Origin of the sequence: Gordonia tangerina (assembly GCF_021556435.1) — a bacterium.
Taxonomy (GTDB): domain Bacteria; phylum Actinomycetota; class Actinomycetes; order Mycobacteriales; family Mycobacteriaceae; genus Gordonia; species Gordonia tangerina.
This window is the reverse complement of sequence record NZ_JAKGCU010000037.1, coordinates 18,519-34,213: the sequence shown is the minus strand read 5'-3', so window position 1 is coordinate 34,213 and position 15,695 is coordinate 18,519. Positions and strand designations below refer to the sequence as shown.

Here is a 15,695-nt window from a genome sequence, read left to right as displayed (position 1 = left end):
TCTGGGTTTCCTACCGTGCCGAGCAACGCATTCGCTCCTGTGCGTGCTTATCCGGTCCGGTATATCGTCATCATCTCGGCCTGCTGGCAACCAAGGTATTCGAACTCGCGTTCGAAGTCAACAACTTTTCACGAACTTTTTGCCGGCGTCCCCACCACAAAACTCCCGACGTTGCATTCAACCAGTTCGTCGACCCCGGTGGCCTCGCCGAACGCGGCGGTGTCGCCGTAACCCTGGGCGACGCCGCCGAGTCCCATGGCGGTGGCGGTGAGGTAAAGCGTCTGGGTGAGCACGCCGACATGTTTGAGGATCACCGCGTACGGCATCTGCTCATAGGTCCACATGATCCGGCCGGGGCGCGCCGCCAGTACCAGGAGTACCTGCGGCAGTTGGCCATCGGCAAGGGTGAGCGATGCGGGTGCGAACAATGTGGCGACCGCCGGACTGTCGTAGGGCGCGACCGGCCGCAGGACATGGTCGAAGGAATCGTAGTGGTACATCCCCGGCGCCACGCCGTCGGCGGTGCGCACGACCGGATAGATCTCCAGCTCGTAGAGCGACCCGCCGGACGGGTACGGCCGCGACGGCAGCTCCTCGGGGACCGGCCGGTCGGCGTTCACAGTTCGGACGCTGCGTGTACGCGCGCATCGGAACAGCAGCTCACCGAGCTGGGCGAGGGATATCGGGTGTGCATCGTCGAAGTCGCGCACCGACTTCCGGTCCTCCACCACGGCAGCCAGCGGCGCGTCGGCGGTGCGGAGATCGGAGAGGTCGGGTTCTGGCAGGGCAATCGGGTCGCCGGGGTAGACGTCGCGTCGCGCCGGGACCGGCTCGAATGTGCCCTCGGCCCACCGGGTGGGTCCGAAGTGCTGCCAGTTGGTCGCGCGGTCGCCGACCGTGCTGTGGCGATGGAACCAGAGCTCATGCGGACCCCAACTCCGGGTGGGGAACTCGGCATGCTCACGGCCGGCGGCGACCGCGTGACCCGACCAGGCCAGATCGGACAGCAGCCGTAGCTGTACCGATGACTTCGGTGATTCGGAGCCAAGGCCGCCGGCGACGGACAGGATCTCCGGATCGTGGATCTCGACATCACACCAGCTGCGCGGGTTCTCTGCGACGACGACGCCATCCTCGCGCCGGATCACCGTGAACCGCGACAACTCGACGTCGTCGCCGACGTCGGCAACCGTGGGGCGCGCAGTCGGCGGCCGTCGGAACGGCCGCAACGAGTACAGCTTTCGCTCACCCACAGAGACCGTCATCGACAACGCTCCGGCATCGATCAACCGCTCGACGAGGCTGTCGACGTCCGTATCGGCACCCTCGGACACCGTGATCGGGCCCGCGTTGAGCGACCGGAGCACGGCCAGCTGCGGTCGGGTGAGCTTGTCCAACCGCTTCTTGGCCGGCAGAACAACCGCGACACCACCGCCGCCCAGCAGGAATCGGGCTCCGGGCGCCAGCGTGTAGACGGTATGTGGGGTGCGCTCGCTCATGAGTCCGACGTCAGGCGGCGGCACGCTGCAGCGCCGGATACATCTTGTCCAGCACGTACGGGATCGACAGCGGCGTCGGCTCGTTGAGGCCGCCGATCTCGGCGACCGACAGTCGGCTGACTGCACCACTTTCAACTGAACGCAGGCCCTGATACCCGGGCAGCTTCTCCAGCGCGTTCATCTGCTGGTCGGTGTTGGCGGTGACCACCAACAGATCCGAATCGAGCATCGGGACGTTTTCGGTGGAGATCGGGAAGCGTGGTTGACCGTTCTTGCGGAATTCCGCGACCAGCTGCGGCGCGATGGTCATACCCAGCGATGAGAACAGGTAGGTGGCACCGTCGTCGGGATCGGCCATCACCTGGATCTGATCGTTGGAGAACATGTAGGCCATCGTGTAGGTCTTGCCGTTCAGACCGGGCATGTCCTGTTTGGCGGCGTTGATCTTCTCGTCGACGCCCGCGGTGATCTCCTTGGCCTTCTCGGGTTCGCGCAGCACCGTGCCGAGGAACGTGACCATGTCCTGCCACGGGTCGATCTGCTTGCCGGTGATGCCGGGGATGGTGGGAGCCAATTTCGAGACACTGTCATAGATCTCGGGCTGCCCGTCGGCCATGTACGACGTCGCAAGGATCAGGTCGGGCTCGGCCTTGGCCACCTGCGCGACGATGTCGTCGGTGCTGATCGGGGTGGAATCCTGCAGCTGATCGCTGGCCCACGGGGCCGGATTGCCGGTCAGCACCTGGATGTTGTCGAGGTAGGCGACGGGGGTGATCCCGAACGACAGGGTGACGTCGATCCACTGTGCGCCGAGGGTGACGATCCGCTTGGGCACACCGTTGATGGTGACCGAGCCCTTGGACGTGTTGACCTGGATCGGGGCGCCCTCGTCGGCCGATTCGTCGGGCGAACTACAGGCACTCAACGCCAGCGCCGCCACCACCAGAGAGGCGATCGACACGAGCAGAACACGCAACGCACGGGTCATGCGTGCAGCCTAACCTAAGCATCCAGATCGGAGGCAGGCCCATGACCGGCCGAGCAATCAGAACTCCAGGACCACCGGCGCGTGGTCGCTGGCGCCCTTGCCCTTGCGTGCCTCGCGGTCCACCCAGGCGCCGCGCACCCGATCGTCGAACGCCGGTGAACACAGCAGATAGTCGATCCGCATGCCCTCGTCACGCGGGAAACGCAACTGCGTGTAGTCCCAGAAGGTGTAACCGTCGGCGTAGGGGAGTGCCGAGTCGCGGAAGCCCACATCACCGATGGCCTGGATGGCGGCACGCTCGACGTCGGAGACGTGGGTGTGTCCCTCGAACGCTGTGGGGTCCCAGACGTCATCGTCGGTCGGGACCACATTCCAGTCGCCGGCCAGCACCACCTGGGCGGCCGGATCATGCGCCAGCCACAACGACGAGATGTCGCGCAGCTTCGCCAGCCAGTCGAGTTTGTACCGGTAATGCGGATCGTCGAGGGCCCGGCCGTTGGGCACATACAGACTCCACACCCGGACGTCGCCGCAGCGGGCCGAGATCGCGCGTGCCTCCCGTGCGGGCGTGGTGTACTCGGCGCCGAACGACGGCTGCCCCTCGAAGCCGGTCTCGACCTCGTCGAGCCCGATCCGTGAGGCGATCGCGACGCCGTTGAAGCCGCCGGTGCCGATGTGTGCGACGTCGTAGCCGGCGGCCAGGAAACTCATCACCGGGAACTCGTCGTCGCGGCACTTGGTCTCCTGCATCGCCAGCACGTCAACGTCGTTGCGTTCCAGCCAGCCGACCACGCTCTCCGAACGGGCGCGGATCGAGTTCACATTCCAGGTGGCGATGCGCATCAGTCAGTCCTCGGTGTCGTCGTCGGCGTCGGGTGCGATCTCGGCCACCACAGCCCCCGCGTCGTGCCACCGTTGCGTCACCCAGCTCGTCAGTGCCGGTGGGGTCAGCAGGATCATCGCGAACGGCAACGGTGTGTCGCGGTCACGGTAGTGATCGCGATAGAAGACCAGCGAATCGGCAAGCCATCGCAGGTCACCCGGGTCGCGACGCAACAGGCTCTCTGCATGATCGACCACCGTCACCAGCGCCGTGAGCGAGCCGTCGGTTGGGGCATCGGCATCGAGGTCGCGCATGCAGTCGTCGAAGGCGTCGCGGTTACGACCGAAATGCGGCGGAAAACCCCACCCCCGTGCGAACTCGTCGAGCAGTGAGCTGAGCGACGGCATTGCGCGGCCGTCGACATGCCGTAGCCGAGTCTGCGCGGGCATCGCCGGGCAGTTTCCGTCGGCGATGACGCCGACGACCGGCCCGGCGCGCCCCGCGTCGAACAGGAACCGCCGCACCCCGATGGGTGTGGGCGCTGCGTCGGGACTCACTGGTCCGGTCCCCGGATCTGGACGAACGAGCGGTAGTGGTCATCGGTGTACCAGGCGCTGCCATCGCTGCCGGTCACGATGCGCTCGGCGTCGCGGCTGCGGCCGGGTTCCTTGGGATTGACGTCCCACTCGCGGTAGTCGATGCGTCCGCCGGCGCTCGTAGCGGGCAGAAGGCCCTCGTTGTTGCGGAAGACCGAACCGCCGCGGGTGCCGGGTGCATCGGCCGCTTCCGGCCATTCGCCGGCGTCGATCAGAGCGAGGGTCGCCATGACGTGGTCGGGGATGTCGGCTGCCACCGTTCCGGTGGCCGTGGCATTGCCCGCGACACCCCGGGGGGCCTGCGATGCGTCGTCGGAGCTGCCGAACGACCAGGTGAGGACCGCCGCGGCGATCGCGAGAACGATCCCGACGACCGACGCGATGGTGCGTCGTCGCGCCACCCTCGTCCTTGTCACGCGCTCACCTTAAGTCGTTCGATCACAGGGCGAGATAGCGGGAGGTGTGATGCAGACCGAAACCCGTCGTCCGATACCAGGTGCCGGCGATTCGATCGGCGGCGTGCACCAGTACATGAGCACGTTGCGCGTCGTGGTCGGCGCCCCACGCGACCAGCGCCGCCAGCACCGCATCGGCCTGGCCGGGAGTCGCCGACGATACGGTCAGGCCGAGCCACCGAGTGCCGTCGGTGCCCCCGGTCACGGTGCCGCGTCCGATCGCGTCGGGTCCGTCGCCGCTCGAGGCGAACACCACCGGTCCCTCCGACGCGCCGACGACAGCAGTCGCGACTGACAGATCGACGTCGGGACCCCGGTAGGCATGCAGCCATGCCGGGCTCGGTGAGTCGTCGAGCCCCACCTGCTCGGCCGGGGTTGTCGGCTCTGTGTGGATCACGTCGAGATCACCGGCCAGGAGCTGCATCTCGTCGCCCAGCGGCTGTCCGACAACCTGCCCCGCCGGGAGCAGCCGCTCGGGGATGGCCACCACCGTCGGCAGGTTGCGCTCCGCGTACCAACCGCGCAGCGCCGACATGGTGGCCGCGTCGGTGCCCGCGCCGAACTCGAGAGGCACCGCCGAGTTGGCGCGGCGGGTGAATCCGCCGCCCGCGCGGAGCAACCATCCGTCGAGCATCGCCGATTCGGTGCCCGGCCAGGCGGCCGCGGCCGCGGCCTCCAGACTGCGGATCTGCGAGTTGCGCACCGTCATCCGCGACAGCACGCGAATCGAGGTCACCGCCGTGCGGGGGATCGGCTGTGGGCCATCGCGGTCGATGACCAACGGGTCCCCGTCGTCGAGCAGCACCCCGGTGACATCGGACAGTGCGGCACCAGAACCGCCGCGCCAATCGGCCGGTGTCGCGTCGCCCAGACGGTATCGGATGACGACGCGGTCACCCACGAACGGGATGCGGTGGCCGGACGCCGGGTCGTCGGACGGGTGTGTCGTCACCGGGAGTTGTCGCTCAGTCGTCGTCTTCGTCGTCGTGCCCGAACGGATCGTCGACGCTGCCGGGGAGCCAGGTCAGGCCGGGTTCACCCCAACCATTGCGCTTGATGGTCTTCTTGGCCGCCCGCGCGTTGCGTCCGATCAGCACGTCGACGTACAGGAACCCGTCGAGATGACCGACCTCATGCTGCAACATGCGCGCGAAGAATCCGTTGCCCTCGATCGACACCTCGTCGCCGTTGCGGTCGACACCGGTGACCCGGGCCCAGTCCGCGCGGCCGGTGGGGAACTGTTCACCCGGCACCGACAGACACCCTTCGACGTCGTCGTCGGGATCGGGCATGGTCTCCGGGATCTCCGAGGTCTCCAGCATGGGATTGATCACCTCGCCGCGGCGACGCGTCGCGGTGTAGCGCTCACCGTCCGGGCAGTCGTAGACGAACATGCGTTTGCCGACCCCTACCTGGTTGGCGGCCAACCCGACCCCGTTTGCAGCGTCCATCGTTGCGTACATGTCGTCGAGTAGTGTCACCAATTCCGGCGACGGGCGGCGGTCGGCATCGAGTTCGACGAGCTCGGTGGGATGGTGCAGCACCGGTTCGCCGACGATGCAGATCGGGAGAATTGCCATGTGGGACAGATTACCCAGCGGCCCCACGCCCCTTTCTCGTGGCGAGTCACATCGCGAACGGGGCCGCCGATCGTGGTTAGATGATCAGCGAACCACATTGCTGTGATTTGTCCGGGCCTCGAGGATCCGGTCGGTGGTGTCGACCGGTGTGGGGCGGGGGTAGCGCCCGCCGGGCGAGCGGTGATGTGATGTGCACGAGGCGATCTTGAGGGAGCGAGATGGACGGCGCAGCTGCGCGAAGCCAGAAGCAGGGCGATCAACCCACACCCGCAGATTCATCCGCCGAACAGACGACGAACCCTGTCGATCCGCACGAGGTCGGGCCGGACGGGCTGTCCCGTCGCGACCACGACATCCTGTCGTTCGAACGGCAGTGGTGGAAGTACGCCGGGGCCAAAGAAGAAGCCATCAAGGAGCTCTTCGGACTCTCGGCAACCCGGTACTACCAGGTGCTCAACGCGCTCGTCGATCGCCCCGAGGCGCTGGCCGCCGACCCGATGCTGGTCAAGCGGCTGCGCCGGCTGCGGGCGTCGCGCCAGAAGGCCCGCGCGGCGCGTCGCCTGGGCTTCGAGATCACCTGACCCGACCACGTCGGTGACTCCCGTGACCGTGACGGGCCCGTCATCGGATGTGAAGTAAGGTTCTCGGTGATGAACGCTGATCACGAGCCGAGTCGCCTGCCGCTGCGGGCGGGGGCGATGATGTTGCTGGCCGTGGCCATTGTCTTTCTCGGCCTGGGCTGGCACTCCGCGGCCACCAGCGGCGATGATCCGGAGCAGGAATTGGAGGCGGCGCAGAGCCAGGCCACCAGCGCGACGACGCAGTCGTCGGCGAGCGCGGCCGCCTCGTCGTCGGCGACGGCATCGGCCGATACGCCACAATTGTGCGTCTTCAACGCCGGGTCGATCTCGGGTCTGGCCGCCGACATCACCGAATCGTTGCAGGCCGCAGGTTTCCAGACCGACGAACCGGGGAACCTGTCGACCGCGTCGATCACCGAGAACACCATCTTCTACGACACCGGACAGCAGTCGGCGGCCGAAGAGGTCGCGGATGCGCTCGGCGGTGACGCCAGTGTCGACCCGCGTCCGTCGTCGTTCACCCAATGCCCGGACGGTATGCCTGTCATCGTGGTCACGCGGTGATCTCCCTCGACGATCCGAGGGGTGGTCACCACACCCGCGAACCCGATGACCACGAACTCCGATGAGCACCCACAGATTTCGGCCCGTTGACGATCAAGGAGTGACATGACCGCCAGTAAGCTTCAGATTCGCCGCACGCTCGCCGTGCTCGCCTCGGCCGGTATCGCCGGCGCAGTGCTGGCCGGCTGCACTCCCGACGAGCCGCCCACCGACGTACCCGGCACCACTCCCTCGGTGGTGACCGGCAATCAGGCGCCCCCCGGCGAGGTCGACGACGCCGACGGCATCGGGCAGTCGCCCGAGGAGGACGCCACCGCACGACTCGTCGACGATCAGGGCGAGGACGTCGGCGAGGCCACCTTCGAGCCCAGCGGGTCGTCGGTCAAGGTCACCGTGCGGCTCAGCGCCGACAGCGGTATCGAGGCAGGCTTCCACGGCATGCACATCCACGAGAACGGGGTCTGCGAGACCGGCGGCGACAGCGCATTCTCCAGCGCCGGGGGGCATCTGCAGGTCGACGGCAACACCGGCCACCCGGCCAGCGGTGATCTGGTCTCACTCAATGTGCTCGAGGACGGCACGGCGGAGACCGTCACCACCACCGACTCGGTGAACCTCGAGCAGATCGTCGGCAAGTCGATCATCATTCACGAGGGCGCCGACAACTTCGCCAACATCCCGACCCGCTACGCGCCTGCCCCGGACGAGCAGACGATGTCGACCGGTGACGCGGGCAGCCGTGTGGCCTGTGGCGTCATCGAAGCGCACGAGTGACGCGGACCCGCTGACCCCGATCGGCACTGACGTGCGCTCCACCGGGCTGTTGTGATGGTCACCCCCATCGAGTTCAACGGTTCACCGACACCGTCGCTGGGCGTGGAATGGGAGTTCGCGCTCACCGACAAGGTGTCCGGTGACCTGTCGAATTCGGCCGCGGACCTGTTCACGCGCGTATCGGAGCATTGCCCGGCCCGGCGGGACAAGGTGCACAAGGAGTTGCTGCGCAACACCGTCGAGATCGTCACCGGCATCTGCCGAGACACCCCGGAGGCGATGGCGGATCTGACCGAGACGCTGGCTTCGGTGCGCGAGCACACCGAAGCGTTGGGCGTCGACCTCTACGGGGCGGGTACTCACCCCTTCGCCCAATGGTCGACCCAACTGCTCACCGAAGGTCATCGGTACGCCGAACTGATCGAACGCACCCAGTGGTGGGGGCGGCAGATGCTGATCTGGGGGGTCCACGTGCACGTGGGGATCAGTCACCGCGACAAGGTGTTACCGATCCTCGGCGCCCTGCTGAACTACTACCCGCATCTGCTGGCCTTGTCGGCGTCGTCGCCGATGTGGGCCGGGCGAGACACCGGATATGCGAGCAATCGCGCGATGATGTTCCAGCAGCTGCCCACTGCGGGATTGCCGTTCCAGTTCGCGACCTGGGCCGAGTTCGAGTCGTTCGTCGCCGACCAGAAGATGACCGGCATCATCGACCACATCAACGAGATCCGGTGGGACATTCGGCCATCACCCCATCTGGGCACCATCGAGGTGCGGGTGTGCGACGGTATGACCAACGTCGCCGACCTGGCCGCGGTGGTGGCGTTGATCCACTGTCTGGTGGTCGAGCTGGATCGGCGGTTGGCGGCCGGGGAGACGTTGCCGCAGATGGCGCCGTGGCTGGTGCAGGAGAACAAGTGGCGCGCTGCCCGGTACGGTCTCGACGCCATCGTCATCCTCGATTCCGACTGCTCCGAACGGCTCGTCACCGACGATCTCGGCGACCTGCTGACGCGGCTGCAACCCATCGCCCGCGACCTCAACTGTGCCACCGAGCTCGCGCACGTCGCCGACATCGCTGCGCACGGCGCGAGCTATCAGCGTCAACGCCACGCCTACCGCGAAACCCGCGACTTGCGCGAGGTGGTCCGGTCGGTGGTCACCGAGCTGTCGTGACCACTCGCCGCAACCCCCGCACTCCCCGCCGGCGGCGAAAGTGCCGTTGATTTGGGTCACCAGGTGACTCAGATCTACGGCACTCTGGCAGACCCATCCGAGGATCGGGGCGCGAGCCGACCGCCACGCTAGTCCTGTGCCGGGTTCTCCATGTCGTCGCGACTGAGCAGTCCGTCGCGGGCGCGTTGCTCCTGGTACACCAATCGGCCGATGCGGTGGGCGATCACCGGGGCGGTCATCAGCGCGAACAGTCCGGCCAGCACCAGCATGCCGACGTCGACGTGCTGGCCGAGCCGGATCATCGCGCCGATGAGCATCAGCAGCAACCCGAAGGTCTGTGGCTTGGTGGAGGCGTGCATGCGGCTCAGCGTGTCCTTGAACCGCAGCATGCCGATGGCGGTGGTCAGCGCCAATGCTGCACCGAGTACCAGGAACACCGAGGAGATGATGTCGCCGATCATGTCTCGTCGTCCCTCACCCGGAAACGTGCGATGGCCACCGAACCGGTGAAGCTCAACAAGCTCAGCGCGACGATCGCCGGGACCACCGTCGAGTCGCGACTGTAGGCCGCCCAGGCGGCGAGGCCACACATGCACAGGGCGATCATGGTGTCGAGTGCGACCAGCCGATCCAGCGACGACGGTCCGCGCAACACCCGAACCGTGGTCAACACCGCGGCGATCATCAGCAGCACGCTGACGGTGATCCAGACGTAGGTCATCGGCGGCCCCCGTCGGTCGGTGGGACGTCGACCACGTCGGGGTTCTCGGTCTCGGCGCGACCGATGTCGTGGACCCGGTGGTACTCGTCGTCGAGGCCATGATACGGACTCGGATGCCATTCGCTGTCGCGCTCGAACGCCCGGATGAAGGACCGTTCGACAAACGCGACCTGGTCGTAGAAGGCTTGTACCTTCTTTTCGGTGCGCACGTCGAAGACATGGATGTAGAGGATGCGTCGTCGGTGGTCGATGTCGAGCACCATGGTGCCGGGGACCAGGTTGAGATAGTCGACGGCCAGCGTCAGCACCATGTCGGATTTGATCGCCACCCGCACCCGGATCACCGCACCCAGCGGTGGTTTGCCCGGTCTGATCGCCGCCCACGCCACCTGTGCACTGGACACGAAGAAGTCGATGACCAACCGCACCAGGATGACCAGCACCGCGATGGGATGGATCCGGCCTTCGACCGGCACCCGGGGCAGTGGCAGGAGGGTGACGATGGCGATCGCGAGCACCAGGCCCCCGAGGATGTTGGCCCAGGACACGGTGCCCCACAGCAACACCCACACGAAGGTCAGCCAGGCCAGCGTCCACAGTCGGACGGCGACCTCTCGTGAGTCGCTGCCCAACCAACGGGGGATGTGGATGTGCTCGCGCATCCACACGAACACCGTCACCGAATGCCAGAACAGGAACAGCAACGACACTCGGCGGGCGGTGATGATGCGCGACCGCACCGGCACGGGTCGGCGTCCGTCCTGCTGCTGTTCGGGTCCGTCGTTCACCGGTCACCTCCCAGAACCGCCTCGATGTAGATGCCGCGATCGGTGATGTCGGTGGCCGCGCGGTCGGTGAAGCCGAGGATGGGTCCGGCCCACAACGTCAACACCAGGCCTGCGATCACCATGACAGCCGTGGGCAACACCATCCCGGCCGGCATCCGCCCGACGTCGTCGCGGTCGTCGAAGGCGCCGTCGGTGCTCTCGTCGATCAACGCCGACGGACCTTGATCGGACAGGTCGCCTTCCGGCGCGTCGGCGCGTGGCCGCCAGAAACCCTTGGTCCAGACACGAGCCACCACGTACAAGGTCAGCAGGCTGGTCACCACCGACCCCGCCACGAGCATCCAGGCCAGCACCGATCCGTCCTGGGTGCCGGCCTCGATCAGCGCGACCTTGCCGACGAAACCGGAAAACGGCGGGATGCCGCCAAGGTTGAGCGCCGGTATCAAGAACAGCGCGGCCAGCACCGGACTGGCCATCAGCCCACCGAGCCTACGCAGTGACGACGACCCCGCCTGCCGTTCGATGAGTCCGACGACGAGGAACAGCGTCGTCTGCACCAGGATGTGGTGGGCCACGTAATAAATGGCCGCCGACAACCCGAACTGCGACGACAACGCGATCCCGAACACCATGTATCCGATGTGGCTGACCAGGGTGAACGACAGCAGACGTTTGATGTCGGACTGCGCGATCGCGCCGAAGATGCCGACCAGCATCGTCAGCAGACCGGCGATCATCAGAATCGTGTCCATCGAGCCGCCGGGGAACAGCAGCGTGTGTGCCCGCACGATCGCGTACACACCGACCTTGGTGAGCAGGCCGGCGAAGACGGCGGTGACCGGAGCGGGTGCGGTCGGATACGAGTCGGGCAACCAGCTCGACAACGGAAAGACCGCGGCCTTGATGCCGAACGCCACCAGCAGCACCGCGTAGAGCGCATTGCGGGTGCCGTCGGGGACGTGGTCGAGGCGTGCGGCCATCTCGGCGAGGTTGAGGGTGCCGGTGGTGGCGTAGGCGAACGCGATCCCCGACAGGAAGATCAACGACGACACCATCGACACCATCACGTAGGAGGCGCCGGCCCGGACCCGTTCGGCGCTGGCACCGAGCGTGAGCAGCACGAAGCTCGCCGCCAGCAGCACCTCGAACGAGACGTAAAGGTTGAACAGGTCGCCGGCGAGGAAGGCATTGCAGACGCCGGCGGTCAGGATCAGGTAGGTGGGCAGGAAGATCGACACCGGCTGATGCGAGGTGCCGTCGCGGATGCCCTGCCCGATGGCGTACACCACCACGCACAGCAGCACGATCGTCGAAACCACCAGCATCAGCGCCGCGAGCTGGTCGACGACCAATGTGATGCCGAGTGGTCCGTTCGGAAATCCCTTGTCGCCCCAGCCGCCGATGGTGACCGCGAAGGTGCCGTTCTCGTTGGTCAGATACAGCAGCAGGCACGACGCGATGAACGCGGTGAGGATGGCGCCGACGGTGATCGGGCGTTGGAAGCGTGGGCTGCGACCGCGCAGCAGGGTGAGCGCCGCGGCGATGATCGGCACCAGGGTGGGCAGCACGATCAGTACCGGCACCCACGACGGTTGCGGTGTCATCGGCCACCTCCGTCGCGGTCCGACCCCGAATTCTCGTGTCCGTTGGCGCCCGGCTCGTCGGGGCCGACCTCGTCGATGACGTCGGCGTCCTCGGGCATCAGGTCGGTTTCGATGAGCCCGCGGTGGCGTTCGATGAATTCCTCTCGGGTCAGCGGATTGCCCTCATCGTCGAAGAAATCGCCGGCACTGGTGTCGGCCAGGGTCACCGGGTCGTCGCTGCGGTCGCGGTCGGGCGCGGTCTGCAGCGAACCGGTGGCGATCTTGCGGTCCTCGGGGTCGTCCTCGACGTCCACGTCGTCGCGGTTGATCACGTACAGCCGGTAGACCAGCGCCAGGACGAATGCCGCGATGCCCATCGTGATGACGATCGCGGTGAGGATCATCGCCTGGGCCAGGGGATCGGCGTCGTGGGCGCGGTTCTCCGAGGCCCGCCCCATGATCGGCGGATTGCCCATGCCGCCGGAGACCACCAAAATCAACAGATTGATGGCGTTGCCGCAGAGCAGGAGCCCGAACAGCATCCGGATCAGGCTGCGTTCCATCAGCAGGTAGGCGCCGCAGGCGGCGAGCACGCCGACGACGATCAGGAAACCGAGGTTGATGCTCACCGGCTCACCTCCTCGGCGTCGGCACGGATGCGCATGGGCTGGTTGTCCGCGATGGAGGTCTCGACGTCCAGGCGCGCGCCGAGGCTGCGCAGGACATCGAGGACCAGGCCGACGACGATCAGGTAGATGCCGAGGTCGAAGAACAGGGCCGTCACCAGTTTCACGTCACCGAGCACCGGCAGGGTGATCTCGAAGACCGCCGACGACAGCACGGGCGCACCCAGGAACATCGACGTCACCGCCGTACCCGCGGAGATCGCCAGCCCGGCCCCCAGGACACGTCCCGGCTCCACCGGCAACGCCTCGCCGAGTTCGTAGCGGCCACCGGCGAGGTAACGCAACACCAGGGCGAGGCCCATGGTGAGCCCGCCGGCGAAGCCGCCGCCCGGCGCGTTGTGCCCGGCGTAGAAGAAGTACACCGACAGCACCACCATCGTCGGGAAGATCAGTCGGGTGGTGGCTTCGAGCACCATCGACCGGTGGCGTGGATCGCGGAAGTCGCTGCCGAGCAGCCATCGGGTGCGGTCGGGCGGGATCGGCTCGTCGACATCCGTGCCGTTGGTGCCCGATTGCAGGCGTGCGGCGTCGGCGACGCGGGGGACCGCGCCGAAGCGGCGGTTGCGGAACACCATCGACGCCACACCGGTCGCGGCGACGATCAGCACACACACCTCGCCGAGGGTGTCCCAGGCGCGGATGTCGACCAGCAGGACGTTGACCGCGTTCGCGCCGTGGCCGAACTCGTAGGCGGCCTCCGGGATGTCGACCTGCACCGGTTGTTCGGAGCGGGCGGCCGCCGCGAACAGTCCGATGACCACGAGGGTGGCGCCGAACGCGATACCGATCAGCGCCCGCAGCGGCTTGAAGCCGGTGGCGTGCCGCGGTTCCGGTTCGGCGGGCAGTTTGCGCAGCACCAGCACGAAGATGACCAGGGTCAGCGTCTCGACCAGGAACTGCGTCAGCGCGAGGTCCGGCGCACCGTAGAGGGCGAACAGCATGCCCGCGCCGTAGCCCGTGAGGCCCACCACCAGGGCTGCGGCGAGCCGGTTGCGCAGGATGATGGCGGCCAGCGCCGACACCGCGATGATGCCGCCGATCACGGCTTGGACCGCCGAGTCGAAACCACGCCACTCCAGCTGGTTGCGGCCACCCCACGCCAGCACCGCGGTCGGCAAGATGATCGCGGTGGACAGGATGACGCCCTGGGTGATCGGCAACGACCCGCGCTGGGTGTTGCGGGTCATCATCAGCGACAGGGTGTCGGCGCCGCGCAGCGTCGCATCGTAGATGCGGTCCGCGTTGAGCAACGGCCGGTAGCGGAACAGCTGACCGCGCAGCTGCCGGACGATCAGGAACAGCAGCGCCCCGGCGACCACCACGATGATGGAGAACACGACCGGCAGACCGAAGCCGTGCCACATGGCGAGATGCTCGAGTTCGTGGCCGTAGGCGGGCAGTGTCTCGGCGTACGGCTCGAACAGCGGGCCGATCTGGGAACTCAGCAAACCGGCCACCACACCGGCGGCGGCGAGGACGACGGGCGCGAAGTAGAACGGCGCGCCTGGCGGGTGCATATTGGCCACGGCCGGACTCGGGGTGGCGCGCACCTTGCGTCCGAAGGCGCCCCACAGGAAGCGGCAGGTGTAGGCGAAGGTGATCACCGACCCGACGAGCAGGACGATGTCGATGGTCTCCGACTGCCAGGGCAGGTAGGCGCCGGAGTCCCACACCGACGCGAAGGCGGTCTCCTTACCGACGAAGCCGATGGTGAACGGCAAGCCGGCCATGCTGGCACCGGCGACGGCCGCGGTGAGCGCGAGGACAGGTAGCCGTTGTCCGAGTCGCGCGAGCTTGCGGATGTCGCGGGTGCCGGTGGAGTGGTCGATGATGCCGACGACCATGAACAGCGACGCCTTGAACAGGGCATGGGCCACCAGCATCGCCATGCCGGCCATCGCCACGTTGGCGTCGCCGATACCGACGAGGACCGCCAGGAATCCCAGCTGGGACACGGTGCCGAAGGCAAGGACGAGTTTGAGGTCGAGTTCGCGCAGGGAGCGCCAGCCACCCAACACCATGGTGATCATGCCGAGCACCACCACGGTGACGTGCCAGCTCGGGGTTTCGGAGAACGCCGGTGCCAGCCGCGCGATCAGGTAGATACCCGCCTTCACCATCGCCGCCGCGTGGAGGTAGGCGCTGACCGGAGTGGGCGCGGCCATCGCGCCGGGCAGCCAGAAGTGGAACGGCACGATCGCCGATTTGCTGAGCGCGCCGATCAACAGCAGGACGACCGCGGTGTCGACGTAGACCCCGGCGGCCGGTGGGCTGGTGAGCAGGTCGGACAGCAGGTAGCTGCCGGTGCGTTCGCCGAGCATGATGATGCCGACCAGCATGGCCAGACCGCCGGCGGTGGTGACCAGCAACGCCTGGGTGGCGGCTCGACGGGCCGTCGCACGGATGCCGTAGAAGCCGACCAGCATGAACGACAAGACGGTGGTCAGCTCCCAGAACACGTAGAGCACCAGCATGTTGTCGCTGACGACGAGGCCGAACATGGCCGCGGCGAATGCGATCATCTCGCCGCCGAAGACGGCGACCCGGGGACGGGCGTCGTCGAAGTAGCGGGCGCAATAGCAGAGCACCAGCGCACCGACACCGAGGATGAGGACCGACAGGATCGCGCTGAGGGTGTCGAAGCGGGTGACGATGTCCATCTGCAGGACCGGTACCCACTCGATGGTCTCCACCCGGGGTGGTTCGCCGGCAGTCGGCCAGTTCAGGATCACCCAGATGAGTGCGCCGGCGGGGGCAAGGGCGAGGACATAGAAGCCGCGCGTGCCCAGCCACTTGATCACCGGGGGTGCACAGAGCGCGCTGAGCGCGAGCGCAACCAGTACACCGATCAAGTGGGCACACCGTCTTTCAACTGTTG

General features: G+C 67.0%; 17 protein-coding genes. 4 read left to right on the top strand and 13 right to left on the bottom strand.

The window, feature by feature from the left end:
• Nucleotides 1-128: 128 nt before the first annotated feature.
• The 7 genes from L1892_RS23275 to L1892_RS23245 are packed head-to-tail and all read right to left on the bottom strand — an operon-like array spanning nt 129 to nt 5,941.
• Nucleotides 129-1,499: a SagB family peptide dehydrogenase gene (locus L1892_RS23275; protein WP_235726174.1), complete on the bottom strand. Its 1,371-nt coding sequence runs from the start codon at nt 1,497-1,499 to the stop codon at nt 129-131.
• Between the two features lie 10 nt (nt 1,500-1,509).
• A complete protein-coding gene (locus L1892_RS23270; protein ID WP_235726171.1) occupies nt 1,510-2,487 on the bottom strand; it encodes an ABC transporter substrate-binding protein in 978 nt (325 codons plus the stop codon).
• A 57-nt stretch (nt 2,488-2,544) separates the two neighbouring features.
• On the bottom strand, nt 2,545-3,330 hold the full coding sequence (locus L1892_RS23265) for an exodeoxyribonuclease III (RefSeq protein ID WP_235726166.1): 786 nt from the start codon (nt 3,328-3,330) through the stop codon (nt 2,545-2,547).
• A 3-nt stretch (nt 3,331-3,333) separates the two neighbouring features.
• Nucleotides 3,334-3,867: a barstar family protein gene (locus L1892_RS23260; protein WP_235726164.1), complete on the bottom strand. Its 534-nt coding sequence runs from the start codon at nt 3,865-3,867 to the stop codon at nt 3,334-3,336.
• Nucleotides 3,864-4,322, bottom strand: coding sequence for a guanyl-specific ribonuclease (locus tag L1892_RS24965; protein ID WP_235726163.1), 459 nt, complete (start codon nt 4,320-4,322; stop codon nt 3,864-3,866). The genes L1892_RS23260 and L1892_RS24965 overlap by 4 nt, the downstream gene beginning before the upstream one ends.
• A gap of 22 nt (nt 4,323-4,344) precedes the next feature.
• Entirely contained in the window at nt 4,345-5,313 is a 969-nt protein-coding gene (locus tag L1892_RS23250; RefSeq protein WP_235726161.1) for a GNAT family N-acetyltransferase, cg3035/Rv0428c family, read from the bottom strand.
• 13 nt (nt 5,314-5,326) lie between these two features.
• A complete protein-coding gene (locus tag L1892_RS23245) occupies nt 5,327-5,941 on the bottom strand; it encodes a peptide deformylase (RefSeq protein WP_235726160.1) in 615 nt (204 codons plus the stop codon).
• 218 nt (nt 5,942-6,159) lie between these two features.
• On the opposite strand from L1892_RS23245, the gene napA reads away from it, so the two are divergent.
• The 4 genes from napA to L1892_RS23225 all read left to right on the top strand — a co-directional run bounded on the left by napA (nt 6,160) and on the right by L1892_RS23225 (nt 9,039).
• Nucleotides 6,160-6,522: a nucleoid-associated protein NapA gene (gene napA / locus L1892_RS23240; protein WP_235726159.1), complete on the top strand. Its 363-nt coding sequence runs from the start codon at nt 6,160-6,162 to the stop codon at nt 6,520-6,522.
• Between the two features lie 69 nt (nt 6,523-6,591).
• Entirely contained in the window at nt 6,592-7,086 is a 495-nt protein-coding gene (locus tag L1892_RS23235; protein WP_235726158.1) for a LytR C-terminal domain-containing protein, read from the top strand.
• A gap of 105 nt (nt 7,087-7,191) precedes the next feature.
• Nucleotides 7,192-7,860, top strand: a complete 669-nt coding sequence (gene sodC, locus L1892_RS23230; protein WP_235726157.1) for a superoxide dismutase[Cu-Zn] — start codon at nt 7,192-7,194, stop codon at nt 7,858-7,860.
• A 54-nt stretch (nt 7,861-7,914) separates the two neighbouring features.
• Nucleotides 7,915-9,039: a glutamate--cysteine ligase gene (locus tag L1892_RS23225; protein ID WP_235726155.1), complete on the top strand. Its 1,125-nt coding sequence runs from the start codon at nt 7,915-7,917 to the stop codon at nt 9,037-9,039.
• A gap of 128 nt (nt 9,040-9,167) precedes the next feature.
• Here the strand turns inward: L1892_RS23225 and mnhG are convergent, their stop codons facing one another.
• From mnhG to L1892_RS23195, 6 genes are read right to left on the bottom strand one after another with little or no spacing between them, the layout of a single operon-like run.
• Nucleotides 9,168-9,500 carry a monovalent cation/H(+) antiporter subunit G gene (mnhG, locus tag L1892_RS23220; protein ID WP_235726154.1) on the bottom strand — a complete coding sequence of 111 codons (333 nt, stop codon included), beginning with the start codon at nt 9,498-9,500 and terminating at the stop codon, nt 9,168-9,170.
• Nucleotides 9,497-9,760, bottom strand: coding sequence for a monovalent cation/H+ antiporter complex subunit F (locus L1892_RS23215; protein WP_235726150.1), 264 nt, complete (start codon nt 9,758-9,760; stop codon nt 9,497-9,499). Before L1892_RS23215 ends, mnhG begins: the two co-directional genes overlap by 4 nt.
• Nucleotides 9,757-10,548, bottom strand: coding sequence for a Na+/H+ antiporter subunit E (locus L1892_RS23210; protein ID WP_235726149.1), 792 nt, complete (start codon nt 10,546-10,548; stop codon nt 9,757-9,759). The genes L1892_RS23215 and L1892_RS23210 overlap by 4 nt, the downstream gene beginning before the upstream one ends.
• Nucleotides 10,545-12,152: a Na+/H+ antiporter subunit D gene (locus L1892_RS23205; RefSeq protein ID WP_235726147.1), complete on the bottom strand. Its 1,608-nt coding sequence runs from the start codon at nt 12,150-12,152 to the stop codon at nt 10,545-10,547. The genes L1892_RS23210 and L1892_RS23205 overlap by 4 nt, the downstream gene beginning before the upstream one ends.
• Nucleotides 12,149-12,760 carry a Na(+)/H(+) antiporter subunit C gene (locus tag L1892_RS23200; protein WP_235726145.1) on the bottom strand — a complete coding sequence of 204 codons (612 nt, stop codon included), beginning with the start codon at nt 12,758-12,760 and terminating at the stop codon, nt 12,149-12,151. The genes L1892_RS23205 and L1892_RS23200 overlap by 4 nt, the downstream gene beginning before the upstream one ends.
• Nucleotides 12,757-15,669: a Na+/H+ antiporter subunit A gene (locus tag L1892_RS23195; protein WP_235726144.1), complete on the bottom strand. Its 2,913-nt coding sequence runs from the start codon at nt 15,667-15,669 to the stop codon at nt 12,757-12,759. The genes L1892_RS23200 and L1892_RS23195 overlap by 4 nt, the downstream gene beginning before the upstream one ends.
• Between the last annotated feature and the right edge of the window lie 26 nt (nt 15,670-15,695).

Excerpts from the sequence above, each read along its gene's own strand:
- L1892_RS23275 (WP_235726174.1), bottom strand. The coding sequence starts at position 1,499 with ATGAGCGAGCGCACCCCACATACCGTCTACACGCTGGCGCCCGGAGCC.
- L1892_RS23270 (WP_235726171.1), bottom strand. The coding sequence starts at position 2,487 with ATGACCCGTGCGTTGCGTGTTCTGCTCGTGTCGATCGCCTCTCTGGTG.
- L1892_RS23265 (WP_235726166.1), bottom strand. The coding sequence starts at position 3,330 with ATGCGCATCGCCACCTGGAATGTGAACTCGATCCGCGCCCGTTCGGAG.
- L1892_RS23245 (WP_235726160.1), bottom strand. The coding sequence starts at position 5,941 with ATGGCAATTCTCCCGATCTGCATCGTCGGCGAACCGGTGCTGCACCAT.
- napA (WP_235726159.1), top strand. The coding sequence starts at position 6,160 with ATGGACGGCGCAGCTGCGCGAAGCCAGAAGCAGGGCGATCAACCCACA.
- L1892_RS23235 (WP_235726158.1), top strand. The coding sequence starts at position 6,592 with ATGAACGCTGATCACGAGCCGAGTCGCCTGCCGCTGCGGGCGGGGGCG.
- sodC (WP_235726157.1), top strand. The coding sequence starts at position 7,192 with ATGACCGCCAGTAAGCTTCAGATTCGCCGCACGCTCGCCGTGCTCGCC.
- L1892_RS23225 (WP_235726155.1), top strand. The coding sequence starts at position 7,915 with ATGGTCACCCCCATCGAGTTCAACGGTTCACCGACACCGTCGCTGGGC.
- mnhG (WP_235726154.1), bottom strand. The coding sequence starts at position 9,500 with ATGATCGGCGACATCATCTCCTCGGTGTTCCTGGTACTCGGTGCAGCA.
- L1892_RS23215 (WP_235726150.1), bottom strand. The coding sequence starts at position 9,760 with ATGACCTACGTCTGGATCACCGTCAGCGTGCTGCTGATGATCGCCGCG.
- L1892_RS23205 (WP_235726147.1), bottom strand. The coding sequence starts at position 12,152 with ATGACACCGCAACCGTCGTGGGTGCCGGTACTGATCGTGCTGCCCACC.